Annotated in this window: 20 protein-coding genes; 11 read left to right on the plus strand and 9 right to left on the minus strand. The window is 71.5% G+C overall.

Annotated features, from left to right (window positions below; all coding sequences use genetic code 11):
• Window positions 1-245 precede the first annotated feature (245 nt).
• Genes rfaE2 through NYP07_RS16235 form a run of 3 tightly spaced genes read left to right on the plus strand, consistent with a single transcriptional unit; the run spans window position 246 to window position 2,099 of the window.
• Window positions 246-740: a D-glycero-beta-D-manno-heptose 1-phosphate adenylyltransferase gene (gene rfaE2 / locus NYP07_RS16225; protein WP_268152239.1), complete on the plus strand. Its 495-nt coding sequence runs from the start codon at window positions 246-248 to the stop codon at window positions 738-740.
• Entirely contained in the window at window positions 740-1,285 is a 546-nt protein-coding gene (gmhB, locus tag NYP07_RS16230; RefSeq protein ID WP_268152241.1) for a D-glycero-beta-D-manno-heptose 1,7-bisphosphate 7-phosphatase, read from the plus strand. Before rfaE2 ends, gmhB begins: the two co-directional genes overlap by 1 nt.
• Window positions 1,278-2,099 (plus strand): DUF5672 family protein, encoded by an 822-nt coding sequence (locus tag NYP07_RS16235; RefSeq protein ID WP_268152243.1) that lies wholly within the window; start codon window positions 1,278-1,280, stop codon window positions 2,097-2,099. Before gmhB ends, NYP07_RS16235 begins: the two co-directional genes overlap by 8 nt.
• Here NYP07_RS16235 and NYP07_RS16240 read toward each other — a convergent pair.
• Window positions 2,096-3,103, minus strand: coding sequence for a glycosyltransferase family 9 protein (locus NYP07_RS16240; RefSeq protein WP_268152245.1), 1,008 nt, complete (start codon window positions 3,101-3,103; stop codon window positions 2,096-2,098). The genes NYP07_RS16235 and NYP07_RS16240 overlap by 4 nt on opposite strands.
• Window positions 3,104-3,105: 2 nt before the next feature.
• Window positions 3,106-4,128, minus strand: a complete 1,023-nt coding sequence (locus tag NYP07_RS16245) for a glycosyltransferase family 9 protein (RefSeq protein ID WP_268152247.1) — start codon at window positions 4,126-4,128, stop codon at window positions 3,106-3,108.
• 138 nt (window positions 4,129-4,266) lie between these two features.
• Between NYP07_RS16245 and NYP07_RS16250 the strand changes: the two genes are divergently transcribed.
• Together NYP07_RS16250 and NYP07_RS16255 are read left to right on the plus strand one after the other, a co-directional pair.
• On the plus strand, window positions 4,267-6,000 hold the full coding sequence (locus NYP07_RS16250; protein WP_268152249.1) for an ABC transporter transmembrane domain-containing protein: 1,734 nt from the start codon (window positions 4,267-4,269) through the stop codon (window positions 5,998-6,000).
• Window positions 6,000-6,275, plus strand: coding sequence for a ComEA family DNA-binding protein (locus tag NYP07_RS16255; RefSeq protein ID WP_268152251.1), 276 nt, complete (start codon window positions 6,000-6,002; stop codon window positions 6,273-6,275). Before NYP07_RS16250 ends, NYP07_RS16255 begins: the two co-directional genes overlap by 1 nt.
• Here NYP07_RS16255 and NYP07_RS16260 read toward each other — a convergent pair.
• Window positions 6,249-7,550, minus strand: a complete 1,302-nt coding sequence (locus NYP07_RS16260) for a patatin-like phospholipase family protein (protein ID WP_268152253.1) — start codon at window positions 7,548-7,550, stop codon at window positions 6,249-6,251. The two genes, NYP07_RS16255 and NYP07_RS16260, sit on opposite strands and share 27 nt — an antisense overlap.
• 27 nt (window positions 7,551-7,577) lie before the next feature.
• Complete coding sequence (gene dnaE / locus NYP07_RS16265; RefSeq protein WP_268152255.1) at window positions 7,578-11,138, minus strand: DNA polymerase III subunit alpha; 3,561 nt, start codon at window positions 11,136-11,138, stop codon at window positions 7,578-7,580.
• Window positions 11,139-11,174: 36 nt separating this feature from the next.
• On the opposite strand from dnaE, the gene NYP07_RS16270 reads away from it, so the two are divergent.
• Window positions 11,175-12,083: a peptidylprolyl isomerase gene (locus NYP07_RS16270; RefSeq protein WP_268152257.1), complete on the plus strand. Its 909-nt coding sequence runs from the start codon at window positions 11,175-11,177 to the stop codon at window positions 12,081-12,083.
• Between the two features lie 243 nt (window positions 12,084-12,326).
• Here NYP07_RS16270 and feoB read toward each other — a convergent pair whose 3' ends face one another.
• Window positions 12,327-14,195, minus strand: a complete 1,869-nt coding sequence (gene feoB / locus NYP07_RS16275) for a ferrous iron transporter B (RefSeq protein WP_268152259.1) — start codon at window positions 14,193-14,195, stop codon at window positions 12,327-12,329.
• Entirely contained in the window at window positions 14,188-14,448 is a 261-nt protein-coding gene (locus tag NYP07_RS16280) for a FeoA family protein (protein WP_268152261.1), read from the minus strand. Before NYP07_RS16280 ends, feoB begins: the two co-directional genes overlap by 8 nt.
• Before the next feature lie 208 nt (window positions 14,449-14,656).
• Between NYP07_RS16280 and NYP07_RS16285 the strand changes: the two genes are divergently transcribed.
• From NYP07_RS16285 to NYP07_RS16305, 5 genes are read left to right on the plus strand one after another with little or no spacing between them, the layout of a single operon-like run.
• Window positions 14,657-15,859, plus strand: a complete 1,203-nt coding sequence (locus NYP07_RS16285) for a cytochrome-c peroxidase (RefSeq protein ID WP_268152263.1) — start codon at window positions 14,657-14,659, stop codon at window positions 15,857-15,859.
• Between the two features lie 34 nt (window positions 15,860-15,893).
• Window positions 15,894-17,219: a porin family protein gene (locus NYP07_RS16290; protein WP_268152265.1), complete on the plus strand. Its 1,326-nt coding sequence runs from the start codon at window positions 15,894-15,896 to the stop codon at window positions 17,217-17,219.
• Window positions 17,219-17,758, plus strand: a complete 540-nt coding sequence (locus NYP07_RS16295) for an FMN-binding protein (protein WP_268152267.1) — start codon at window positions 17,219-17,221, stop codon at window positions 17,756-17,758. Before NYP07_RS16290 ends, NYP07_RS16295 begins: the two co-directional genes overlap by 1 nt.
• Complete coding sequence (locus NYP07_RS16300) at window positions 17,759-18,871, plus strand: FAD:protein FMN transferase (RefSeq protein WP_268152269.1); 1,113 nt, start codon at window positions 17,759-17,761, stop codon at window positions 18,869-18,871. It begins immediately after the preceding gene.
• A 10-nt stretch (window positions 18,872-18,881) separates the two neighbouring features.
• Window positions 18,882-19,415 carry a DUF4405 domain-containing protein gene (locus NYP07_RS16305; RefSeq protein ID WP_268152271.1) on the plus strand — a complete coding sequence of 178 codons (534 nt, stop codon included), beginning with the start codon at window positions 18,882-18,884 and terminating at the stop codon, window positions 19,413-19,415.
• On the opposite strand, the gene NYP07_RS16310 is transcribed toward NYP07_RS16305, so the two are convergent.
• The 3 genes from NYP07_RS16310 to NYP07_RS16320 are packed head-to-tail and all read right to left on the minus strand — an operon-like array spanning window position 19,402 to window position 25,566.
• Entirely contained in the window at window positions 19,402-23,178 is a 3,777-nt protein-coding gene (locus NYP07_RS16310) for a response regulator (RefSeq protein WP_268152273.1), read from the minus strand. The genes NYP07_RS16305 and NYP07_RS16310 overlap by 14 nt on opposite strands.
• On the minus strand, window positions 23,165-24,391 hold the full coding sequence (locus tag NYP07_RS16315) for an urea ABC transporter substrate-binding protein (RefSeq protein WP_268152275.1): 1,227 nt from the start codon (window positions 24,389-24,391) through the stop codon (window positions 23,165-23,167). The genes NYP07_RS16310 and NYP07_RS16315 overlap by 14 nt, the downstream gene beginning before the upstream one ends.
• 5 nt (window positions 24,392-24,396) lie before the next feature.
• The gene (locus NYP07_RS16320; RefSeq protein ID WP_268152276.1) at window positions 24,397-25,566 is read right to left on the minus strand and encodes an ATP-binding response regulator; all 1,170 of its coding nucleotides are present in this window, start codon (window positions 25,564-25,566) and stop codon (window positions 24,397-24,399) included.
• Window positions 25,567-25,594: the final 28 nt, after the last annotated feature.

The following is a 25,594-nucleotide window of genomic DNA, read 5'->3' on the forward strand; positions in this document are numbered from 1 at the left end:
AGGCCAGCGCCGCAGGCAGTCACCATGGGGGCACGGAAGTCAGTTCCTACCCTCGGTCCACCTCCTCGTCGATGTCAACAAGCAGGAGGTTGCCCAATGAGCGCCGCGCAGGGCCGCCCCAAGCAGGCTCGCTCCCGCTCGGCGGGAGTGAGCCCGGACACGGGATGCCCAGTGGGCATCCCGTGCCTGGCGAACGCCTGGTCGCACCGTCGGCCAGGCAAGGCCGCAGGCCGAAGGGTGCATCAATGACTCCGTTGGAGAACAAGCTCGTCGGCGCGGCCGCACTGGACGATGCGGCGCTGGCTGAGCGACTGGCCACGCTGGGCCGGCCGATGGTGTTCACCAACGGCGTGTTCGACGTGCTGCACCGCGGCCATGTGGCCTATCTGCACGCCGCGCGCGAGCTGGGCGCCAGCCTCGTCGTGGCCGTCAATTCCGACGCGTCGGCCCGCGGCCTCGGCAAGGGGCCGGACCGGCCGCTGAACCGCGACGCCGACCGCGCGCTGGTGCTGGCCGGCCTGGCCTCGGTCGATGCCGTGCTGTTCTTCGACGAACCTACGCCTTGCGAGCTGCTGAAGCGGGTGAGGCCGCAGCTCTACGTGAAGGGCGGCGACTACGACATGGAAACGCTGGAAGAGACCCGCCTCGTGCGCTCCTGGGGCGGCGACGCGCTGGCCATCCCCTTCGTCGACGGCTACTCGACGACGGCCCTCGTCAACCGCATCCGCGCCCACAGCTGATGCGCCCGGCCGCCTTCCTCGACCGCGACGGCGTCATCAACATCGACCGCGGCTACGTCTGCCGCTGGGAAGACTTCGCCTTCGTGCCTGGCGCGGTGGACGCGCTGCGGCGCCTGCAGGCCGCCGGCTACGCACTGATCGTCGTGACCAACCAGTCCGGCATCGCACGCGGCTACTACGACGAAGCCGCGCTGCAGGGCCTGCATGAGGCGCTGCGCGGGCATCTGGCCGGACAGGGCGTGATGCTGGATGCCATCGAATACTGCCCTCACCTGCCCGGCGGTTCCGTGCCCCGCTACGCCATCGACTGCGACTGCCGCAAGCCGGCCCCCGGCATGATCCTGCGCACCGCCGCAGCGCTGGGCATCGACCTGGCCGCCTCGTTGATGTTCGGCGACAAGCCGTCCGACATCGAGGCCGCACGACGCGCCGGCGTGGGCCGTGCGGTGCTGGTCGCCACGGACGCGAACCCCGCCGCCGCCAAGGGCGAGCACCCCGAGTTCGCCAGCCTTGCCGACGCGGTCGACGCGCTGATCGATGCCTGAAAAAACACTCATCGCCGACCTGCGCGGCCGCGTCGCCCTCGTCTGCCTGGAGACGCGCCACCTCGGGCTGGCGCTGAACGCCATCCGCCGCTGCACCGAGCGCTTCCGCTTCGACGAGATCCTGCTGTTCACCGACCAGGACTGGGTCGTGGACGGCGTGACGGTCGTGCGCTGCGAGCCCATCCGCTCGGCGCAGGAATACTCGAAGTTCATGCTGGGCGACTTCCACCGGCACATCCGCGCGCCGCACTTCCTCGTCGCACAGTGGGACGGCTTCGTCATCCATCCCGAAAAATGGCGCGAGGACTTCCTCGCCTGGGACTACATCGGCGCGCCCTGGCCGCACCGCGACGACGCGGTCGGCAATGGCGGCTTCTCGCTGCGATCCGTGCGGCTGCACCAGGCCGTGTCGACGCTGCCGCAGCCCGAATGCCACCCCGAGGATTCGTTCATCTGCCTGTGGAACCGCCCGCAGCTGGAGGCGCTGGGCATGCGCTTCGCGCCGCTGGCGCTGGCGCGCGAGTTCTCGGCGGAGACCGACGGCTACGAATACCAGCCCTTCGGCTTTCATCGCTTCGGCAACTTCAACGAGGCCTATGACGAGGCCGGGCTGCTGGACTTCCTGCGCGCCGCGCCGGACGACATCCTGCTCTCCACCGAGGGCCGCGTGCTGTTGAAGAAGTCGCTGCTGCTGGGGCGCCGGGCCGTCACGCGGGAGCTCATGGCGCGGCGCCTGGCCGGGCCGCTGCGCATGCGCATCGACACGCTGTGGATCAGGCTGCGCTACGGCCTGCGGCGCGTCTTCTCGCGCTAACCCAGCTCGGCCAGCACACGCGACTCGACGTCCGCCGGGCCGATGTCCGCCAGCCGAGCCGCCTGCAGCATGTGCACATGCTCGGGGTCGTGCTCCAGCGGCGGCCGCGGGCCCAGCACGACGAAGGCATGCGTGCCGACGCCGGCCGCGAACTGCACGGCGCCCGTGTCGTTGCCGATGCAGGACTGCACCAGCGACAGCGCCGCCACGCTCTCGGCCACCGTGCCGTCGGTCATCGTCGTGACGAGGCCGCGCAGCGCCGGCTCGACGCGCGCCTGGATGTCCTTCGCCAGTTGGCTCTCCGCCGGCCCGCCCAGCAACAGCACGCCGTGGCCGCGCGCGGCCAGCCGGTTGGCCAGCTCGACGAAGTTGCGCTCGCCCCACTGCTTGTAGGGCTCCGACGCGCCGATGGCCAACGCATGCAGCGGCCGCTGCAGCGGCGCCAGGCGCTCGCGCATGCGGGCCAGCGCGTCGGGCCGCACGCTGATGCGCGGCACGATGGGCGCGCGGCAGAAGCCCTGGGCGATGGAAAAGGCCGTCGCGTCCTTGTAGCCGGCCACGGCCGGGCCGCGGTAGCGCTGGATCCACGGCGTCTTCGTCAGCAGCAGCCGCTGCAGCCGGGTCTCGCCGAAGCCGAGGATGGTGCGGATGCCGGCACGCCAGCAGACGAGGATGGCGCGGCCCGGATGATCCGAGAACAGCACCATGCGGTCGAAACGCCTGGGCGCCAGCTCGGCGCCAAAACGCAGCAGCCCGGCCCAGCCGCTGTGGCGGCCCTTGCGGCGCTCGCTCCGGCGCGGGCGGCGGTCGAAGTCGATGACCTCGCGTACCCAGGGTTCGTGGCCGACCAGCTCGCGCGCCATCGTCGTCGGCGCCGCGATGAGGCTGATCTGGCCGCCCTGGCTCTGCTCGGCCACGCAGCGGAAATACTGCGCATGCCAGACCAGGTCGCCCATGCCGTTGAGCTGCAGCTGCACCGCGGTGCGCGGGCGGGTGTCGTCCATGCTCATGCCGCCAACGCGATGCGGGCCACGTCGGCCGGCTTGATGTCGGCCAGGTTGCGGGCGGTCAGGTTGTGCAGCGTCCGCGGGTCGTGGTTGAGCACCGGCCGCGATCCCAGCATGACCCAGGTCGGCGTGCCGACCGCGGCGGCGATCTGCACGCCGCCGGTGTCGTTGCCCAGGCAGGTCTTCATCAGCGACATCGCCGCCACCGTCTCAGCCACGGTGCCGTCGGTGACGGCCAGGATGCGCGGGCGCAGCGCCGGCTCGACGCGCTGCAGGATGGCCTGCGCCATGTCGCGCTCCGCCGGCCCGGCGATCAGCAGCACGCCGTGGCCGGCACTGGCGATCGCGGTGGCCAGCGCCGCGAAGTTGTCGCTGCCCCACTGCTTGTACGGCTCCGACGAACCGATGCACAACGCGTGCATGGGCTGCGGCAGGCCCTGCAGGCGCTGCTTCACGCGCTGCAGCGCCTCGGGGCGCACGACCAGGCTGGGCGCGATGGGCGCGTCGCACCAGCCCTGCGCGATGGCGAACATCGTCGCGTCTTCATAGGCGCCCACGGCCGGTCCGGCGTAGCGCCGTATCCACGGCCCATGCGACAGCAGACGGCGCTGCAGCCAGGTCGTGCCATAGCCCAGCCGTTCGGGAATCCTGGCGCCCAGGGCCACCAGCGAGCGGTTCGTGTGGTTGGTGAACAGCACGATGCGGTCGAAACGCCGCTCGCGCAGCTCGACACCCATGCGCCACAGCCCCAGCACACCGCGATGCCGCCCCTGGCGGCCCTCGTGGCGGCGCGGGTGGCGGTCGAAGTCGATGATCTCCTGCACCCAGGGCTCGTGGCCCACCAGCTGCCGCGCAAACACGGTCGGCGACGCGATCAGCGCCACCCGGCCGCCGCGGCTGGTCTCGGCAACCCGCCGGAAGTAGGACACATGCCAGACCAGGTCTCCCATGCCGACCCACTGCAGCAGCACCGCGGTGCGGGGGCGATTGTCGATAGCGGCAGGCAGGGGTGTGGAAGGCATCAGGAACAGCGGCGCCAAGGAGGCCGAAGGCGCGGCATTCTAGGTGGCCGCGTCCGCGGCCCCGCCTGCTCGCGGCCGGCCCGAAAGCAATGTTTCGTGAAGCAGGCGGTGCCCCGGCAGCGACGACAATCGCGCCCCATGTCTCCCGACAACGTCTCTCCCGCCCGGCGCCTCGGCCAGTTCGTCTACCCACACCGCTGGGGCGCCGTGTGGACGGTGCTGGCCTACATCGGCCTGGCCACCACCGAACCCGCCATCCCCAAGCTCATCAAGTACGCGTTTGGCGAGGGCTTCGCGAAGAACGCCTTCGAGCTGTGGATGGTGCCGGTCGTGCTCATCGGGCTGTACGTCATCCGCGGCGCATTCGGCTTCGCGGGCCAGTACCTCTTCAACTGGACCGTCACGCGCTGCGTGATGGACTTCCGCGCCGCGCTGGTCAACGCACTGCTGCGGCTGGACGCCCAGGTCTACACGCGCATGCAGCCCGGCACCGCGGTCAGCAAGGTCGTCAACGATCCGCAGCAGATCCTGCAGCTGGTCGGCGAGGTCGGCATCAACGTGCTGCGCGACGGCCTGCCCGCCCTCGCGATGCTGATCTATCTGTTCTACGTGAACTGGCAGCTGACCCTGCTCAGCCTCGTCGTCACGCCGCTGATGGCCTTCGTGATGAAGAAGGTCAACCAGCGCGTGCGGCTGATGGCCTCGCGCTCCTACGACACCCAGCTCGCACTGGTGAACCGCGTCGACGACATCACGCGCGCCTGGCGCGTCGTGCGGCAGTTCGGCGCGGCACCGCACGAGCTGGAGCGCTTCACCGCCGTGTCGCAGGAGGTGCGCCGTACCAACCTGAAGACGGTGACGGCCGGTGCGCTGTCGCAGCCGATGTCGCAACTGGTCGCGTCGGTGGGGCTGTCGGCCATCATCTGCATTGCGCTCTGGCAGGCCCGCCACGCGGGCACCGGCGTGGGCGATTTCGCCGAGTTCGTCGCCGCGCTGCTGCTGCTGACCTCGCGGCTGCGCCATCTGTCCGACCTGGCCGCACCGGTCACGCGGGCACTGGTCATCGCGCGCGGCTGCTTCGAGCTGATGGATGCACCCAAGGAGGCCGACGCCGGCACGCGCGAGCTGCCCGGCCCGGCACGCGGCGCAATCGCGCTGCACGACGTGCGGCTGACCTACCCCGGATCGGCCCAGCCGGCCCTGGACGGGTTGAGCCTCGCCTTCCCCGCCGGCAGGACCTCGGCCCTGGTCGGCGCCTCGGGCGCCGGCAAGAGTTCCATCGTCCACCTGCTGCTGGGCTTCGACCAGCCGGACGCCGGCCGCATCACGCTGGACGGCGAGGACGTCGAGACGCTGACCCGCGCATCCCTGCGCCGCCAGTTCGCCGTCGTGTCGCAGGACATCGTGCTGTTCGACGACTCCGTCGCCAACAACATCGCCTACGCGCAACCTCGTGACGACGCGCGGCTGGAGGCTGCGCTGCGGGCCGCCCACCTGTGGGACTTCGTGCAGGGCCTGCCCGAGGGCGTCGAGACCCCCGTGGGCGCCAACGGCAGCAAGCTCTCCGGCGGCCAGCGCCAGCGCCTGGCCATCGCGCGCGCCCTCTACAAGGACGCGCCGATCTGGATCTTCGACGAGGCCACGTCGGCCCTCGACACCGAAAGCGAGCGCGCCGTGCAGCAGGCCCTGGCGCAATGGTCAGGCCGCAAGACGCTGATCGTCATCGCGCACCGCCTCTCCACCATCCGCGACGCCGACGCCATCCATGTGCTGGGCGGCGGCCGGCTGGTCGAGACCGGCACGCATGCCGAGCTGATCGCGCGCGACGGCGCCTACGCGGCCATGGTGCGGGCGCAGGCCGGCGAGCCCTGATGAAGCGCCGCAGCCTGCTGCTGTGGGCCGTGCTGCCCGCCATCGCGCAGGCCGAGGTCGAGGCCAACACGGCCAGCCGCGCCCAGCTCGAATCCCTGCCCGGCCTCGGCCCGGCGCTGGTGCAGCGCCTGCTGGCCGCGCGGCCGTTCAAGGACTGGGCCGACCTGACGCGGCGCGTGTCGGGCATCAAGGCCGCCACGGCCCGCAAGCTTTCGGCGGCGGGGCTGCGCGTGGCCGGCGAGGCCTTCTCAGGCGCCGGCCGCGAACCCGGCTGAGCGGCCGCGCCGCAGCGATGCCGGGTCGATCTGCGGCGCCCGCGCCGGCCAGCCGAAGAAGCGCTGCACCTCGGCCCGCTTGGCCAGCGTGTCGCTCATGCCCAGGTTGATGAGTTCACCGACGAAGCTGGGCTCGAACAGCAGATAGCTGACCAGGGCCGAGCCGCTCATCGCCTTGCCCTTGCCGCTGGCGCCGAAGGCTCGCAGCAGCGCGCGCACCGACGGCGGCAGGCTGGCCTGGTGCTCGCCGGCCAGGTCGTCCAGCCGCCGGCTGGGCGCGATGACGAGCAGCTCGATGGGCCGCAGCGCGGTGGCCGAGCGGTTCTCGCGCGGCAGCAGGGCCAGCGTGCGGTTGATGCGGCGCAGGCGCTCCACGTCCACGGCCAGCGCGTCCAGGAAGATGTTGGACAGCGCATGGCCGGCGATCTGGGCCATGCTGGGATGGTCGTCCGTCGTGCCGACGCGCCGGCCCTCGGGCTCCTTCATGCGGCCCGCGCCGATGACGAGCACGCGCTCGGCACCCAGGTGCACGGCCGGCGAGATCGGCGCGCTCTGGCGCATCGAGCCGTCGCCGAACCACTCGGCCATGCCGTCCAGCTCCACCGACTCGGCCGGGAAGATGAAGGGGATGGCCGACGAGGCCATCAGATGGCTCAGCGTCAGCCGCGCCTGCACGGCCATGCGCTGCTCGCGCAGCCAGGGCACGATGTGGTGGTGGGTCTGGAAGAAGGTGACGTGCTGGCCGGTGGTGTAGCTGGAGCCGGTCAGCGCCAGCGCGCGCAGGTGGCCGCCAGCCAGCATGGGCTCGATGCGGTCCATGGGCAGGTAGCGGCCCAGCAGCTCGCGCAGCGGCTGGTTGTCGAGCAGGCTGCGCGGGTGGCTGCGCGTCCAGCGCGCGATGGCCCAGCCCAGGCTCAGCATGCTGAGCCAGCGCGCGCCGCTCTTCACCGCCTCGAAGGCGTCGGCGCGGTAGATGTTCTCGACGTGCAGGCCCTGCCAGAGGTGAACGAGGCCATCGACCGCGGCGTCGAAGTCATCGGCATGGCAGGCCAGCGTGGACGCGTTGATCGCGCCGGCCGAGGTGCCGCTGATGATGGGAAAGGGATTGCCTCGCGTCGCGCCGGCATCGCGGCGCAGCTGGGCGATGGCGGCCAGCACGCCCACCTGGTAGGCCGCACGCGCGCCGCCGCCGGTCAGGATCAGGCCCGTGACCGGCTGCGGACGGGTCAGCCCCTCCGTCGACCGGTCTGCGGGCTTGGGCACGGCATGCAGCATCGGCGAAATCATCGCCGATGCCGGCGCTCATCCAAGCTCGTAAATGACCTCGGCCGCCGTGCCCAATTTGGCAAGCGCCTCGTCCGCGGGCCAGAAGCGGCTGGTCTCGCCGAGGTCCACGGCCCAGCGCGCGCCCACGCGCTCGCCCTCGGGCTCGGCCCGCAGGGCCACGCGCACGGACAGGCCCTGCTGGCGCGTCTGGCCTTCCTCGGTCTCGACCAGGCGCGGCGGGAAGCGCTCCACCAGGTCCTTGACCAGGCCGGCCGCGCCGGCATTGCCCAGCAGCAGATGGCGGCCGAACCTGGCACGCGCCGCGGCCAGGCTCCAGACCGCCTGCACATTCATGCGCAGGCCGCCGGAGAAGCGGTCGTTCTGCACCTTGCCCTGGGCGATGACGAGCTCGTCCTCGGCCAGCAATTCCTTGTTGGCGTTCAGCATCTCCTCGTTGGCGACGGCCTCGATGGCGTCGCTCTTGTCGTCGAGCTTGAAGATGCCCACGCGCCCCCGCTGGCCGTTGATGACGCGCATGCCGCTGACGATGCCAGCCACCAGCACCGGGTCGCGGCTGTCCACGAGGTCGGCGATCTGGCGCTTGACGACGCGCCTGACCTCCGCGCCGCTCTGGTCGAACAGATGGCCCGACAGGTAGAAGCCGATGGCCGTCTTCTCCAGCGACAGGCGCTCCTTGATGCTCCACGGCGGCGCGTCGACGAGGTCGGGCTCGGCGGTGGACGAGGCGTGCCAATCATGGTCATCCGGGCCGAAATCGAACAGGCCACCCTGGTCGGCGTTGGCCTCGGTCGTCTCGGCATGCGTGTAGCCGCGCGCGACGCTGGCCAGCAGCTTGGACCGCTCAGGGTTGATGCTGTCGAACGCGCCGGCCTTGATGAGGGCCTCCACCACGCGCTTGTTGACCGACTTGCGATCCACGCGCAGGCAGAAGTCGTAGAAGCTCAGGAAGGGCCCGCCGGCCTCGCGCGCCGCGATGATGGCCTCGATGGCGCCGCGGCCCGTGCCCTTGATGGCGCCGAGGCCGTAGTTCACCAGCCGGTTGGACAGCGGCTCGAAGCGATACATGCCCTTGTTGACGCAGGGCGGCTGGAACTCGACGCCGAAGATCTTGGCATCGTTGAGCAACACCTTGAGCTTGTCGGTGTCGTCCATTTCGATGGTCATGTTCGCGGCGTAGAACTCGGCCGTGTAATGCGTCTTCAGCCAGGCCGTGTGGTAGCTCAGCAGCGCATAGGCGGCGGCGTGCGACTTGTTGAAGCCGTAGCCCGCGAACTTCTCCATCAGGTCGAAGACCTCGTCGGCCTTGGCCTGGTCGATGCCCTTCTCCGCGGCTCCCTTGCGGAAGATCTCGCGGTGCATGGCCATCTCCTCGGCCTTCTTCTTGCCCATGGCTCGGCGCAGCATGTCGGCGCCGCCGAGGCTGTAGCCGCCCAGCACCTGGGCCGCCTGCATCACCTGCTCCTGGTAGACGAAGACGCCATAGGTCTCCTCCAGCACCTGGCCCAGCAGCGGATGCGGGTACTCGATGACCTCCTTGCCATGCTTGCGGGCCACGAACGACGGGATCAGGTCCATCGGCCCCGGGCGATAGAGCGACACCAGCGCGATCAGATCCTCGAAGCGCGAGGGCTTGGCGTCCTTCAAGAGGCGCTGCATGCCGGGCGATTCAAACTGGAACACGCTCTCCGAGTAACCGTCGCCGAAGAGCTTGAAGGTCTTGCGGTCGTCCAGCGCGACATTGGCCCAGTCGAAGTCCGCACGATCCGGGTGGCGGGCGACGATGAAGTTCTTGGCCAGCTCCAGGATGGTCAGCGTGGCCAGGCCCAGGAAGTCGAACTTCACGAGGCCGATGGCCTCCACGTCGTCCTTGTCGAACTGGCTGACGGCGCTGGTGGAGCCGGGCTGCTGGTACTGCGGGCAGAAGTCGGTGATCTTGCCCGGCGCGATCAGCACGCCGCCGGCGTGCATGCCGATGGAACGCACCGTCCCCTCCACGCGGGCCGCCATCTCCAGCAGGCCGGCCACTTCCTCGTCGGACTTCTCGCGCTCCTCGATCTCGGGCGATTCGTGGCGGGCGTAGACCATCTTGGCCTTGTCTGGGTCGAAGCCGGGCGGCAGCTTGGCCAGCGTGACGGTCTTGCCGGGCGGGGCCGGCACCAGCTTGGCGATGGAGTCCACATGGCCGAAACCCATGCCCAGCACGCGGCCGATGTCGCGCAGCGCGCCCTTGGCGGCCATGGTGCCGAAGGTCGCGATCTGGCTGACAGCCGGCCGGCCGTACTTGTCCTTCACGTACTCGATGACGCGGTCGCGGTTGCCCTGGCAGAAGTCGATGTCGAAGTCGGGCATCGAGACCCGCTCGGGGTTCAGGAAGCGCTCGAACAGCAGGTTGTAGCGCAGCGGATCCAGGTCCGTGATGAGCAGCGCATAGGCCACCAGCGAGCCCGCACCCGAGCCCCGGCCCGGGCCCACTGGGCAGCCGTTTTCCTTGGCCCAGCGGATGAAGTCCGACACGATGAGGAAGTAGCCCGGGAAGCCCATCTTGATGATGGTGTTCAGCTCGAACTCCAGGCGCTCCACATAGCGCGGGCGCTCCTTGTCACGCTCGGCATCAACGGGGAAGAGGTGGACGAGGCGGTCCTTCAGGCCGGCATGGCTGAGCTCGCGGAAGTAGCGCTCCATCGGCATCGGCGTGCCGTCGTCCAGCAGCGGCGTCGGGAAATTGGGCAGCTGCGGCTTGCCCAGCACCAGCGTCAGCGAGCAGCGGCGCGCGATCTCGACAGTGTTCCGAATGGCGCTGGGCACGTCCTTGAACAGCTCCCGCATCTGCGCCTGGGTCTTGAAATACTGGCTGGGCAGGAAGCGCTTGATGCGCTTGGGGTTGGCCAGCGTCTCGCCCTCGGCCACGCAGACGCGCGCCTCGTGGGCCTCGAAGTCGTCCTCGGCGAGGAACTGGATGGGGTGGGTGGCCACCACCGGCAGGCCCAGCTCGGCCGCGAAGGGCACGCTGGCCTGCACCAGCGCCTCCTGGCCGGGCAGGCCGGCGCGCTGCAGCTCGATGTAGAAGCGGCCCGGGAAGGCCTCCGCGCAGCGCAGCGCGGCCTCGCGCGCGCGGGCCTTGTCGCCCTGCATCAGCGCCATGCCCACCGCGCCGTGCTGCGCGCCGGACAGGCAGATCAGCCCCTCGCCCAGTTCGGCCAGCCAGGCCCACTTCAGGCAGGCCTGGTTGCGCTGCACGTTGTCGATCCAGGCGCGCGACAGCAACTCGCTGAGGTTGAGATAGCCCTGCTTGTTCTGCGCCAGCAGCAGCAGCCGCGTGGGCGGTTTGTCGGTGGCATCGGCCTCCAGCCAGCAGTCGGCGCCGAGGATGGGCTGCACCCCCTTCTTGCGCGCCGCCGAGTAGAACTTGATGCCGCCGAACAGGTTGGCCAGGTCGGTGATGGCCGCCGCCACCTGCCCGTCCTTGGCCGCGGCGGCGGCGGCGTCATCGGTGCGCAGCGTGCCGTCCACGACCGAGAACTCGGTGTGCATGCGCAGGTGGACGAAGGGCAGATCGGTATCGGGGGAGACAGGCATCGCGGCATTTTAGGAAGGCCGCTAAGCTGCGCCGCCATGAAAAAGACCGCCCTCGCCCTCACCGCCGCCGTCCTCGCCTGCGCGGCCCATGCCGCCAAGCCGGCCAAGTCCGCCGCCGACGTGCTCAAGGACAGCCCGGCCGCCGACTGGCGCGGCCTGGACCCCGACAACACGCTGCTGATGGATCTCGCCGCCGGCCAGGTCATCATCGAGCTGGCGCCGCGCTTTGCGCCGGCCCACGCGGCCAATATCCGCGCCCTCGCCCACGGCGGCTACTGGGACGGGCTGGCCATCGTGCGCGTGCAGGACAACTTCGTCACCCAATGGGGCGACCCGGACGGCGATGACGCGGCCAAGGCCAGGCAGCTGCCGGCCGGCGCTATGCCCAAGCTGCCGGCCGAGTTCTCCGTGCCCCTCGACCGCGTCGGCAAGGCCGCCGGCTTCACGAAGCTGGCCGACGTGGACGGCTGGGCGCCGCGTGCCGGCCATGCGGAGGGCTTCCCCGTCGCGGCCGACCCCAAGAGCGGCCGGGCCTGGCTGGCGCATTGCTATGGCATGGTCGGCGCCGGCCGCGGCGACACCGTCGATTCCAGCAACGGCACCGAGCTCTACGTCGTCATCGGCCATGCGCCGCGCGGGCTGGACCTGAACATCACCGTCGTCGGCCGCGTGCTCAAGGGCATGGAGCTGCTGTCCGCCCTGCCCCGCGGCACCGGCGCGATGGGCTTCTACGACAAGCCCGAGCAGCGCACCGGCATCCAGCGCGTGCGCCTGCTGGCCGACGTGCCCGCCGCCGAGCGCCCGGCCCTGCAAGTGCTGAAGACCGACTCGGCGACCTGGCAGCAGCTGCTCGACGCCCGGCGCTTCCGTGGCGGCTGGTATGTGCACAGCCCGGGCCACGTCGACATCTGCAGCGCCGGCGTGCCGACGCGGCCGATACCGTAAAGCCCCTTGCCCGGTCTCGCCGCGCTGAACGCGGGCGAGTCCGATCGGTCCCCCGCGGGGACGAGGCCGTTTGCGGCGTTAAGCCGCAATCAGCCTCAGCCGGGCCGGCTCGGGAACTGGAGTCGGACACAAGCAGTCCCTGCGGACTGCTTGCGCCTACGGAAGGTCATTGGCCTCTGGCCAATGGCAGGCCCAGCGCTCGGCCCGGAATACGTTGCCTTCATGCGCAGTGGACAGGAAAGGTCACGCGCCCAGCCAGGTCGCCACGCGGTAGGTGACGAAGGCGGCCAGATAGGCCAGGCCGAAGAGATAGCCCGTCATGATCAGCGGCAGCCTGAGGCCGCCGGTCTCGCGGCGCACCGCGGCCATCGTCGCAATGCACTGCGGCGCGAACACATACCAGGCCAGCAGCGACAGCGCCGTGGCCAGGCTCCAGCTCTGGGCGACCAGCGGCGCCAGGGCCTGGGCGGCCTCGTCGCCGGTGGCGGACAGCGCATAGACGGTTCCCAAGGCACCGATCACGACCTCGCGCGCGGCCAGCCCCGGCACCAGGGCCAGGCTGATCTGCCAGTTGAAGCCGATGGGCGCGAAGACCTTAGCCAGGCCGGCGCCCAGCCAGCCGGCCACGCTGTACTGGATGGGCGCGCCCGTGGCGCCCTCCGGCGGGCCGGGGAAGCTGGCCAGCAGCCACAGCGCGAGGGTCAGCACGAGGATGATGCCGCCGACGCGCTTCACGAAGATCATTGCGCGCTGCCACAGGCCGATCGCGATGCTGCGCGGATGCGGCCAGTGGTAGGCCGGCAGTTCCATCATCAGCGGCCGCACCAGGCGGCCGGCGCTGGTGAAGCGCTTCATCAGCCAGGCGATGAACAAAGCACCGAGGATGCCGGCGAGATAAAGGCCGAACAGCACCAGGCCCCGCAGCTCGAAGCCCGCCAGGTTGCGATGCGGCACGAAGGCGCCGATCAGCAGCGCATAGACGGGCAGCCGCGCCGAGCAGGTCATCAGCGGCGCGATCATGATGGTCACGAGCCGGTCGCGCGGGTTGGAGATGGAGCGCGTGGCCATGATGCCGGGGATGGCGCAGGCGAAACTCGACAGCAGCGGGATGAAGCTGCGTCCCGACAGGCCGACGCTGCCCATCAGCCGGTCCAGCAGCAGCGCGGCGCGCGGCAGATAGCCCGACTCCTCCAGCACGAGGATGAAGAAGAACAGGATCAGGATCTGCGGCAGAAAGGCCAGCACGCTGCCGGCGCCGGCGATGACGCCGTCGACGACGAGGCTGCGGAACCAGCCCTCGGGCAGCCCATGGCCCACCTGCTGGCCGAGCCAGGCCATGCCGCCCTCGATCGCGCTCTTGGGCGGCTCGGCCCAGGAGAACACGGCCTGGAACAGCAGGAAGAGCAGCACGGCCAGCACGACCGAGCCGGCCACCGGATGCAGCAGCACGCGGTCGACGCGGTCGCTGGGCAGTTGGGGCAGTTCGTGGTCGAGGTTGAGCGAGTTCAGCAGCGCCTTGACGGCGACGTGGTCGTCCACAGGGTCGGCCTGCGCGGGCGCCGCAGCAGCGGCCCAGACCTCGGGCCGGTCCAGCAGCGCACGCAGCTCGTCCAGGCCTTCGCGGTGGATGGCGACGGTGCGCACGACCGGCAGGCCGAGCTGGGCGCTCAGCGCCGCCGGGTCGACATGGATGCCGCGCCGGGCCGCGAGGTCGGCCATGTTGAGCGCGACGACGATGGGCAGGCCCATGCGCCGCACGGCCAGCACCAGGCGCAGGTTGCGGCGCAGATTGGTCGCGTCGAGCACGCAGATGACGAGGTCGGGCCGCTTCTCGCCCTTGGCGCGGCCGGCCAGCACGTCGCAGGTCACGCGTTCGTCCGGCGAGCGCGGGTGCAGGCTGTAGGTGCCGGGCAGGTCCAGCAGGCGCAGCGCCTTGCCGGCGGCCGTGACGAGGCGGCCCTCCTTGCGCTCGACGGTGACGCCGGCGTAGTTGGCCACCTTCTGGTGGCTGCCGGTCAGGCCGTTGAACAGCGCGGTCTTGCCGCAGTTGGGGTTGCCGACCAGCGCGACCAGCTTGCCGCCGCGGTGGACATGGACGATGGCCTCAGCCATGGCGCGGGGTCACGGCGATGCATTCGGCCTCGGCATGGCGCAGCGCGAACGTCGACTGGCCGACGCGCACGACCAGGTTGCCCGTGCGCTGCGCGCCGCGGCGCAGGATGCGCACCGCCTCGCCCGGCAGAAAGCCCAGGTCGGACAGCCAGGCGGCCCATTCCGGCGAATGCCCGGGCGCGCTGACCTGCTGGACGGTCAGCGCCTGGCCCGTGGGGGCGGCGGCGAGGCTGGAGGGCAGCGGCTCGGGCATGTGAGGAGCCCGCCGAAGCGAGCGATTCGAATGAGAATGATTCGCATTGTAGGCGCTTCTGGATTGCCGAGGGCCTTCATTGGCCGTCCAGGCCATGCAGGTCTCGCGGACCACACGAGCCGGCTGCAAGCCTCCCGACAGCTTGGCAATCCCGCCGCTTCGTTAACATTAATGCGAATTACTCGCATTTGCAAACGCAACCAAAATCATGCAGAAGAAGAAACTCCAGGCCATGCGCAGTTGGTGCCGGGCCCTGGCCGGGGTGGCGGTGGCCGCCGCGCTGGCGGGCTGCGGCGGAGGCGGCACATCCGCGCCGGCCGCGCCCGGCCTCTCCCCGGCCGCGGCCCTGGGCGAAAAAATCTTCAAGGACGCCTCGCTGTCGGCCTCGGGCCGGATGAGCTGCGCCACTTGCCACGCCCCGGCCGCCGCCCACGCACAGACCAGCGACCTCGCCGTGCAGCTTGGTGGCCCGGCGCTGGACGTGGCGGGCTTGCGCGCCGTGCCCTCGCTGCGCTACCTGGCCACCGCGCCGGCCTTCTTCTTCGCCAAGAACGGCACGCCCACCGGCGGCTTCAACCACGACGGCAGCGCCGACAGCCTGCTCGCCCAGGCGGTGCGGCCCTTCCTGGCCGCGCACGAAATGGCCAATGGCGACGCGAAGACGGTCGTCGCCAAGCTCGCCCGCGCCAGCTATGCGGCGGACTTCCGCAAGGCCTTCGGCGACAACGTGCTGGCCGACCCCGACGCCGCCTTCCTGGCGATGCGGCATGCGCTGCAGCGCTACCAGCTCGAAGACACGGCCGAGTTCGCGCCCTTCACGAGCAAGTACGACGCCTTCCTGGCCGGCCAGCTCAAGCTCGGCGACCAGGAACTGCGCGGTCTGGCGCTGTTCAACAACCCGACCAAGGGCAACTGCGCGGCCTGCCACCCGAGCGCGCGGGGCAGCGACGGCTCGCCGCCGCTGTTCACCGACTTCACCTTCGACAACCTCGGCGTGCCGCGCAACACGGACATCCCGGCCACGGCCGACCCGGGCTATTTCGACCTCGGCCTGTGCCAGGCCACCCGCCCCGGGCTCGAGTCGCGCGGCGACCTCTGCGGCGCGTTCAAGGTGCCGACGCTGCGCAACGTCGCGACGCGCCGGGCCTTCTTCCACAACGGCCGCTTCAAGACGCTGCGCGAGGCGCTGCGCTTCTACGTCATGCGCGACACCAACCCCGAGCTCTGGTACCCGGTCGTCAACGGCACGACCGACAAGTTCAACGACCTGCCCCCGGCCTACCGCGCCAACGTGAACACCAAGGAAGTTCCCTACAACCGCAAGCCCGGCGACGCGCCCGCGCTCAGCGACGCCGAGATCGAAGACGTGCTCGCCTTCCTCGCGACGCTCAACGACGGCTACACGCCCTGACCTCAAGACCACCCGTAATCCCCAGGAGCCCCCCATGTCCCGCCATCTCCCCGCAGCGCCACTGTCGCGCCTCGCCCTCGCCGCCGCGCTGACGCTCGGCGCCGCCACCGCCTTCGCCCAGACCCAGCCGCCCAACCAGGAGGCACTGCTGCAGCGCGTGGAGCTGCTGGCCCGCGAACTCGAGCGCGTGAAGGCCGAGCTGCAGCAGCTCAGGCAGGCCCAGCAGGCCGCACCGGCTCCGGCCCCCGCTGCCGTGCAGGCCGCCGCTCCGGTCGCCCTGGCGCCCGCTGCGCCGGCCCAGCCCGCCACCGTCGTCAGCTCCTATGGCGAGCTCACCTACAACCGCCCCAAGGACGGCAGCAAGGCCCAGGCCGACATCCGCCGCTTCGTCATCGGGCTGCAGCACCGCTTCGACGAGCAGACCAAGATGGTCTCCGAGCTTGAGGTGGAGCACAGCGTCACGTCCTCGTCCGACCAGGGCGAGGTCGCGGTCGAGCAGCTCTACATCGAACACCGCCTGAACGAGACCTACGGCCTGCGCGCCGGCCTCTTCCTGATGCCGGTCGGCCTGCTCAACGCCAACCACGAGCCCACCGCCTACTACGGCGTGGAGCGCAACTTCGTCGAGACGGCCATCATCCCGTCGACCTGGCGCGAAGGCGGCCTGCAGGTCTTCGGCGAACACGACAGCGGCATCAGCTGGAGCGCCGGCATCACGACGGGCTTCGACCTGACCAAGTGGGATGCCACGTCCGGCGAGGGCCGCGAAAAGCCGCTGGCCTCCATCCACCAGGAGATGCAGCTCGCCAAGGCGCACAGCCTGGCCTGGTTCGGCAGCGTCGACTGGCGCGGCATCCCGGGCCTGCGCCTGGGCGCCTCGGTCTTCGGCGGCAAGGCCGCCCACGGCACGGCCGGCTTCGCGTCGCCCGGCGCCAAGGTCGGCCTGTGGGACGTGCACGCCCGCTGGACTCCCGGCGCCTGGGACCTGTCGGCCCTCTACACCCGCGGCGGCATCAAGGGTGCGGGCGACCTCAACCAGTCCTTCCTGGACAAGTCCACGGACCCCGCCTTCGTGCCCAATGCCTTCGACGGCTGGTACGCGCAGGCCGCCTACCGCTGGCAGCTCAAGGGCGATCGCGTGCTCGCACCCTTCGTCCGCTACGAGCGCTACAACACCGGCCGCGGCTTCGACGGCCTGCCCGCCGGCATCAACCCGGGCAGTTACGGCACCGAGGGCGTGCGCACCGTGGGCCTGAACTTCTACCTGAACCCCAACGTCGTGCTGAAGGCCGATCTGCAGCGCTTCAGGCTCAACACCGACAACAACCGCCTCGACCTCGGCGTCGGCTACGCCTTCTGATGGGCACGCTGCGCTGGCTCCCGCTGGCCCTCGCGGCGCCTGCCCTCGTGCAGGCGGCGCAGTTCGCGACGCTCGACGAGGCCGCGAAACGCGCCTTTCCCGAGGCCACGGCCTGGCGCGACCAGCTCGTGCAGGCCACGGCCGACGACATCAAGGCCCTCGCCGCGCTGGGCGGCGCCACGCCGCGCACGTCGACCTGGCGCGCCCTCGTCGCGCTCAAGGGCGAGCAGGTGCTGGGTGTCATCGTGGCCGACGCCGTCGTCGGCAAGTTCGAATTGATCGACTATGCGGTCGCCGTCGGCAGCGACGGCCATGTCCGCAGCATCGAAGTGCTGAACTACCGCGAAAGCCACGGCTACGAGATCAAGCTGCCGGCCTGGCGCAAACAGTTCGTCGGCAAGGACGCACGGGCGCCGCTGCGCATCGGCGACGACATCGCCAACATCAGCGGCGCGACGCTGAGCTGCACCCACGTCACGGACGGCGTGCGCCACATCGTCGCGCTGCTGGAGCGGCTGCACGCCAGCGGGCGGCTCTGAGTGGGCAGCACGCGGCGGGCCCAGGCCCTGCTCGGCACCCTCGTCGACATCGAGGTGCAGGCGCCCGCGGACGTCGCCGAGCCGGCGCTGGCCCTGGCCTTCCGCCGCGTGGCCGAGGTGCACGCGGCGATGAGCTTCCATGACGCAGCCAGCGACCTGCGCCGCGTCGCGCGCGCCGCCGCCGGCACGGTGCTGCGCGTCGCGCCCGACACCCACGCCGTCCTCGCGCTCGCGCTGCGGCTGGAGGCCGGCAGCGATGGCGCCTTCAACCCCTGCTGCGCCGCGGCCCTGGTCGAGCGCGGCCTGCTGCCGCGGCCCGACGACGCCCTGCCCGGCACGGCCACGTCGCTGGCCGAAGGCATCGAGCTGCTCGACGATGCGCAGCTGCGCCTGCGCCGGCCCGTGTGGATCGACCTCGGCGGCATCGCCAAGGGCCATGCGGTCGACGCGGCCGTGCAGGCCCTGCGCGACGCAGGCGTCGCGGCCGGCGTCGTCAACGCGGGCGGCGACCTGCGCACGTTCGGCCCGCAGCCGCTGACCGTGCAGCTGCGCGACCCGCGCCGGCCCGGCCTCGCCCGGCCCGTGGCCGAGATCCGCGACATGGCCTGCGCCACCAGCGCCTGGCTGTTAGGAGCCTGCGCGGCAGAGCGTAGCGCCCGCGCCGGGGCGAGTTGCGAGGCCAGGCCAGGCGCCGGCGAGGCGTGGGTCGGGACCCACAACGAGCCGGCAACGCCGCATGGCCCCGCAAATCGCCCCGGCCCTTCGGGTTGGGCCTGGCTCGGGCGCATGCGGTGTTGCTCGTCGTTGCGGGCGCGAGCCCGCGGCCTCCTCGCGCCTAGCCTGCGCCCGAGCCAGGCCCAACGCGGGTGCCACGCTCTGCCGCGCAGGCTCCTAGCCCAGCCCGACCGCCGCGCGGCCCACCTCGTCGGGCCGGCCCGGGGCGTCGAGGACAATCCGCCCATGTCCGTGACCGTATTCGCCCCTTGCTGTGCCGTCGCCGATGCGCTGACCAAGGTGGTCTGGCTGCGCGGCGCCGAGGCCGCACCGCTGCTGCGCGCCGAGCGGGCGCAGGCCCTGCTCTGGCGCGAGCAGGACGAACCGCTGACGCTGTAGCAGGCTCCGCTTGAACCGGCCCCACAGTCCTCGGGCGGCGCATGCCCGCCACCACCTGCACCGGCCGCCGGCCACGCGGCCGCTGCCCGTGGGCCTGCGCCCGCAGCGCTGGCAGCGCTGGGCCGTGCATGCGTCCACGCTGGCGCTCACGCTGACCGGCATCGCCTGGCTGCTGGCCCACCACCTGCTGCGTTCCACCGGCACCTTCGGCGAGGAGCTGCCCAGCCCCATCGAGCCCTGGGCGCTGCGGCTGCACGGCATGCTGGCCCAGGTCTTTCTGCTCGTGCTGGGCTCGATGAGCGCCGTGCACATCGTGTTCGGCTGGCGGCTGAAGCGCAGCCTGTGGAGTGGCGGCGGCCTCGTCGCGCTCAGCGGGGTGCTGCTCACCAGCGGCCTGGCGCTCTACTACGCGCCCGAGCACTGGCATGCCGGCGCCAGCCTGCTGCACTGGGGCACGGGCCTGGGCCTGCTGCCGCTGGTCTGGGTGCATGTGCTGGCCGCGCGACGCTCGCGCCCGCAGCCGCCGCGCGTCAGCGCGGATTGAGCCGGTCCAGCAGCAGGTCGCAGGCCTTCAGCGCCTTCGCGAAATCCAGCCGCGCGACGGCCGCGCCCAGCGCCGCGAACTCCGGCCCCAGCGCGTCGCCATGGGCGGTGGCCAGTTGCTCGCAGGCGGCCACCGAGCGCATATTGCGCTCCACCAGCAGCAGGCGCAGCCGCCGCAGCGCCTCCAGCGGCGTGCCCGGCGCCTGCGCCTGCGGCGCGGCCGGGCCGGCGGCTGCGCCGGGATCCAGCAGCCTCAGCGTGGCGTCCAGCAGGGTCTGCAGTTCGCCCAGCCCCGCCTCGGCCGCCGCGATGTCGCCGCGGCTCCGCAGCGCCTCTTCCTGCCGCCCGGCCAGCGCGGCCAGCGCGTTCGCGCCGACGCCGCCGGCCAGGCCGCGCAGCGTGTGCAGCACGCGCAGCGCGTCGCCGGCGGCCTGCCCGCGCAGATGGCGGCGCAGCGCGCCCATCTCGGCCGGCATGTCCAGCACGAAGGACTTGGCGAGGCGCTCATACAGGGCCTGCCGGCCGCCCAGGCGCTGCAGCGCGGCGTCGCGGTCCAGCAGCACGGGCGCCGGTGCGGCCTCGGGCGCGCGGGCCAGCGCCGGCTCGACATGGCCGACATGGCGGCGCAGGCAGGCGACGAGCTGCTCCAGGTCCACCGGCTTGGCGATGTGGTCGCGCATGCCGGCGGCCAGGCAGGCCTCGCGGTCGGCGGCCATCGCATTCGCCGTCATCGCGATGACGAGGCTGCCGGGGCGGCGCGCCAGGATGCGCTGCGTCGCCTCGAAGCCGTCGATGTCGGGCATCTGCAGGTCCATCAGGATGGCGTCGAAGCCAGGCTCCGCGACTGCGGCCAGGTGCACGCCCTCGATGCCGCCGCCGGCCAGCGTGACGCTGGCGCCCTCGCCTTCCAGCAGTTCCTGCGCGACCTGGCGGTTGAAGCCGTTGTCCTCGACGACGAGCAGGCGCATGCCTGTCAGCCGCGGCTCGCCGCCCTCGCCCGGGCGCAGCTGCACCGGCTCGCCGCGCGTGGCCTCGGCGACCACGTCGTGCAGCATGGAGGCCGTGACCGGCTTGACCAGATAGCCGCCCAGGCTGGCGATCTCCTGCTCGCTGCGCTCGGCCAGCAGCTCGCGGCCGTGGGCCGTGACCATGATGATGACGGGCGCGTCGGACTCGTGGCTGTCGCGGATGCGGCGCGAGGTCTCCCAGCCGTCCAGCCCGGGCATGCGCCAGTCCATCAGGATGAGCTCGTAGTGCGGCTCGCCGCGCTCGGCGGCCAGATGCACCAGGGCCAGGGCCTGCTCGCCGCTGGCGGCCAGGTCGCAGTCCCAGCCCAGGCTCGAGGCGATGCCCTGCAGCACCTCGCGGGCCATCGGGTTGTCGTCGACGATCAACACCTTGAGGCCGGGGCGGACCGGCTCCGGCGGCAGGGCTTGGGCGGGTGCGACGGGCAGCGCCAGCTCGAAATGGAAGCGGCTGCCCTCGCCGACGCGGCTTTGCACGCGCAGCTCGCCGCCCATCAGCGCGACGAGGCGGCGGCTGATCGCCAGGCCCAGGCCGGTGCCGCCGTAGCGTCGCGAGGTCGACTGCTCGGCCTGGCTGAAGCCGGTGAAGATGTGCTCCAGCTTGTCGTCCGGGATGCCGATGCCGGTGTCGCCGACCTCGAAGCGGATGCGGGCCTGGCCGTCCTCCGCCTTCAGCAGCGCCAGCCCCAGCACGACCTCGCCATGCTCGGTGAACTTGAGCGCATTGCCGGCCAGGTTCAGCAGCACCTGGCGCAGCCGCGTCGCATCGCCGACCAGGGCCGCCGGCAGGCGCGGGTCGAGGCGGAACAGCATCTCGACGTCCTTGGCGCCGACCTGGGCCGACAGGATCACGGCCAGCTCGCGCATGAACTCGCTGAGCTCGAAGCGGTGCGGGTCCAGCTCCATCTTGCCGGCCTCGACCTTGGAGAAGTCCAGCACATCGTTGATGACGGCCAGCAGCGCCTGGGCCGCCGTGCGGGCCTTGCTCGCGTAGTCGTGCTGGCGCGGCGTCAGCCCGGTGCGCAGCAGCAGGTTGAGCATGCCCAGGGCACCGCTCATCGGCGTGCGGATCTCGTGGCTCATATTGGCCAGGAAGTCGCTCTTGGCCTGGCTGGCCGCCTCGGCCACGACGCGCGCGCGCACCAGCTCGACCTCGGCGCGGTGGCGCTCGGTCACGTCGATCAGCATCTGCACGACGTTGACCAGCCGGCCGCGCCGGTCGCGGATGGCGCTGGCGCTGCCGTCGACGAAGAGCTCGCCGCCGCCCGGCAGCGCGAAGCCGCGCTCGAAGCGGACATGGTCCAGCCGCGCGCTGGCCAGGCGGTTCAGCTCGCCGCCGTGCAGCCGGCCGGGGCGGAAGTCCGGCAGGTCGGCCAGCTTGGCGCCGCGCAGCGACTCGGCCGAGCGGCAGAGCATGGCCGTCAGCGCGGTGTTCACGTCGACGATGAGGCCATGCGCATCGCACAGCGCGATGCCCACCTGGGCACGCTCGAACATGCCGCGAAAGCGCCGCTCGCTGTCGTTCAGCGCCCGCGTGCGCTGCTCCACGCGCGCTTCCAGCAACTGCCTCTCGGCCGCCAACTGCTCGGTCATGCGGTTGAAGCTGAGCGCCAGCGTGCGGAACTCGCGGAAGCCGTTGACCGGCGCCCGCTCGTCCAGGCGGCCGTCGGCGATGCGCGCGGCCGAGCGGGTCAGCTGCCGCACCGGCGCCAGCAGCCGCCGCCCGGCCAGCAGGGCCAGCGCCAGCGCGGCCAGCGAGACCAGCGCGACCAGCAGCAGCAGCCGCTGGCGCAGCAGGCGGGCCGGCGCCAGGGCCTCGTCCGCATCGATCTTGCTGGCGATGCCCCAGCCCAGCGCCGGCAGGTGGGCCCAGGCGGCGATCACGTCGACGCCGGCGTAGTCGCGCGCCAGGCCGCTGCCGCTTTCGCCGCGCAGCCCGCGCAGGGCCGGCACGGGGGGGCTCATCTGCGGGTCGATCGACCGGGCCGCCGCGCCGGCCGCACGCCGCCCCACGTTGACGAAGACGGCCCGCTCGCCGTCGCGCTGCAGCAGCACGGTCTCGCCGCTCAGCGCCAGGCCCGAGCGATCGGCGGCAACGGCCGTCAGGCGCCGCATGTCCAGCTGCAGCACGACGCTGCCGAGCACGCGGCCCGCGGCGACGACGGGATGGATCACGAAGGGCGCGGCCGGCCCGGCCCCGCGCGGCGGCTGCATGCGGGCCAGTTGGGGGTTGAGCTGTTCGATGACGAGGCGGTGGGCCGCGAGCAGGTCGCTGCCTTCGAAGGGCCCCTGGTCCAGCCGCGCCGGCACCGGGCCGGCGAGCGGTTCGAGCGCATAGCTGATGCGGCCATCGGGCTGCACCAGCAGCAGGTTGAGGTATTTGCCGTTGTCGCGCAGGCGCTGGAAGAAGGCCAGGCTCGCGGCCGGCACGCGCGTCGCGGCCGCGTCCCGTTGCTGCGCCAGCAGTTCGCCGCTGTCGCTCGACTGGGCGACGAGGCGGGCGTCGACGTCGACCTCGTTGAGGAACTCGTTGATCTCGTGGACCTTCTTGCGCGTGATCGCCACCAGGCCCTCGGTCACGAGGGCGCGCAGTTGGCTCTCGGAGGCCTGCAACTGCCACCATCCCGCCAGCCCGAGCGGCAGCACGGACAGCAGCATGAAGCCGATGAGCAGGGCCGGTCCCAGCCCCGGGGCCGGCCGCGACGGGGCTGGGGCGGCGATGGCGTCAGCGCTCGGCATGGCTTTCCGGCAGGGCTTCCCAGAAGGCCTTGGGCCGGTAGGTCGGCCAGGGCGAGGGCTTGATGTAGCGCGGCGACGCGAACACCTCGTCGAGCCGCCCGTCGGCGCGGACCTGGGCGATGCGCAGCTGCCGCCACAGGTGGCGGGTCTGCGCATCGACGATCGCGACGCCATGGGGCGCAACGACCGACTGCTGGCCGATGTTGGCGTTGACCGCCTCGGTCTGCGGGTCGCCGACCTCGCGCACCGCGGCCGCCCAGAGCTGCACGCCGACATAGGCCGAGACCACCGGGTCGCTGGCCTTGGCCCTGTCGCCATCGAAGCGGCGCAGCCGGGCCAGGAAGTCGCCGTTGCCGGGGCCGGGCAGCGAGGCCAGATAGCTCCATGCGGCGAAATGCCGTTCCAGCCGCCCGCCGCCTTCGGCGTGCATCGCCGGCTCGTCGGCGCTGAAGGACAGCAGCGGCAGACTGCCCATGCCGGCGTCCGCCAGCGCGCCGAACAGCGCCGCGTTGCTGTCGCCATTGATCGTGCTGAGCACCAGGTCGGGCTTCAGCCGGCGCAGGTCGACGACGACGTCCGCCATGCCGGTCGATCCCAGCGGCAGCAGGCGCTCGCCCAGCACCTGGCCGCCTTGGAGCTGGACGAAGTCGCGCAGCAGCGCATGGGCGACGCGCGGGAACACATAGTCCGAGCCCACCAGATAGACCCGCCGCCCGAAGCCCTGCATGGCCCAGCCGGTGGCCGGCAGCAGCTGCTGGTTCGGCGACGCACCCAGGTAGACGATGTGGGGCGACTGCTCCAGGCCTTCGTAGGCCATCGGGTAGAACAGCAGATGCCGGTGCGCCTCGATGACGGGCTTGACGGCCTTGCGGCAGGCCGAGGTCCAGCAGCCGAACAGCGCCACGGCCTGCTTCTCGCCGATCAGGCGTTCGGCCGCCACGGCGGCCCGCGCGGGGTCGGAGCGGGTGTCCTCGACCAGCACCTGCACCGGCCGCCCGAGCAGGCCGCCGGCCGCGTTGATCTCGGCCGCCGCCATCTGCACGGCGGCGACGAGGGGCGCCTCGCTGACGGCCAGCGTGCCGCTGAGCGAATGCAGCACGCCGATGACGATGGGCCTGCGCTCGCCGGGCGGGTGCCACAGCAGCCACGCGACCACCGCCACGGCGACCACCAGCGCCGCCTGCAGCAGGCTCCAAGCGGCACGCCGGCGCATCGCGATCAGCCCGCAGCCGTGCGCCGCGCCTCCGGTGAAATCATCGGCAGCGTCAGCCGCACCGTGGTGCCCAGGCCGGGCGTGGACTCGACCTGGATCTGGCCGCCCAGCGCGAAGGTGACGAGGTTGCGCACGATGTAGAGCCCGGGCTCGCTGCGGTTGGGACCGAAGCGGGTCGAGAAGAAGGGGTCGAACACGCGGCCCAGCAGGCCCGGCGGGATGCCGACGCCGTGGTCCTGCACGGTGACGACGAGCTGGTCCGTGCCCAGCGGCCGCACGCGGATGCGGACCTCGCCGCCGGCCTCGCGGTAGGCGTGCTTGACGGCGTTCTGGATCAGCGTGGAAAGCACCTTGGCCAGCGCGCCGCGGAAGCTCAGCAGGTGCAGGTCGTCGCCCGCGTCCAGCTCGCAGTGCACCTGGTGGGCCTCCAGCGCCTCCGACAGGCCGGCGACGACCTCGTGGACAAGCTCCAGCAGCGAGAAGCTGCGGCGCTGGTCGCCGAAGTTGTCGGCCGTGGACTGCAGGAAGGAGTCGACGATGGACAGCGTGCGCTGCAGGTTGGACAGCACCAGGCCGACGCTCTCCTCGCTGACGCGCAGATGCTTGTCGAGGTCGCTGCGCTTGAGCTGGCCGGCCTGCACCAGCGTGTTCAGCTGGGCCAGGTCGTCCTGCATCGTGCAGGCCGAGATCAGCGCGTTGCCCAGCGGCGAGCTCAGCTCCTGCGCGATGCCGGCGATGGTGCGGCCGACCGACGCGAGCTTGTCGCGCTGGAAGAGCTCGATCTGCGAGCGCGCAAAGCTCTCCGACGCCAGCTTCAGCGCCAGCTGGGTGCGCACGCGCGCCTTCACGACGACATCGACGAAGGGCTTGGGGATGTAGTCCACCGCGCCATGCGCGAAGCCCTCGGCCTCGTCGGCGGCGCTGCCCTGTACGGTCACGAAGATGACGGGAATGCCGCGCGTGCGCGGGTCGGCCTTCAGGCGGTCGCAGACCTCGTAACCGCTCATCTCGGGCATCAGCACGTCGAGCAGGATCAGGTCGGGCAGCTGCTGGGCGCAGAAGGCCAGCGCCTCGGCGCCGCTGGTGGCCATCGACACCTCGCATTCGTCCACCAGCAGCTGGTAGAGGGCGTGGATGTTGCTGGGCTGATCGTCAACGACGAGTATGAGCGGCATGGCCGTTCAGGATAACCGCAGCGCCGGC

Source organism: Pelomonas aquatica (assembly GCF_026712205.1).
In the GTDB taxonomy this organism is placed as follows: Bacteria; Pseudomonadota; Gammaproteobacteria; order Burkholderiales; family Burkholderiaceae_C; genus Pelomonas; species Pelomonas aquatica.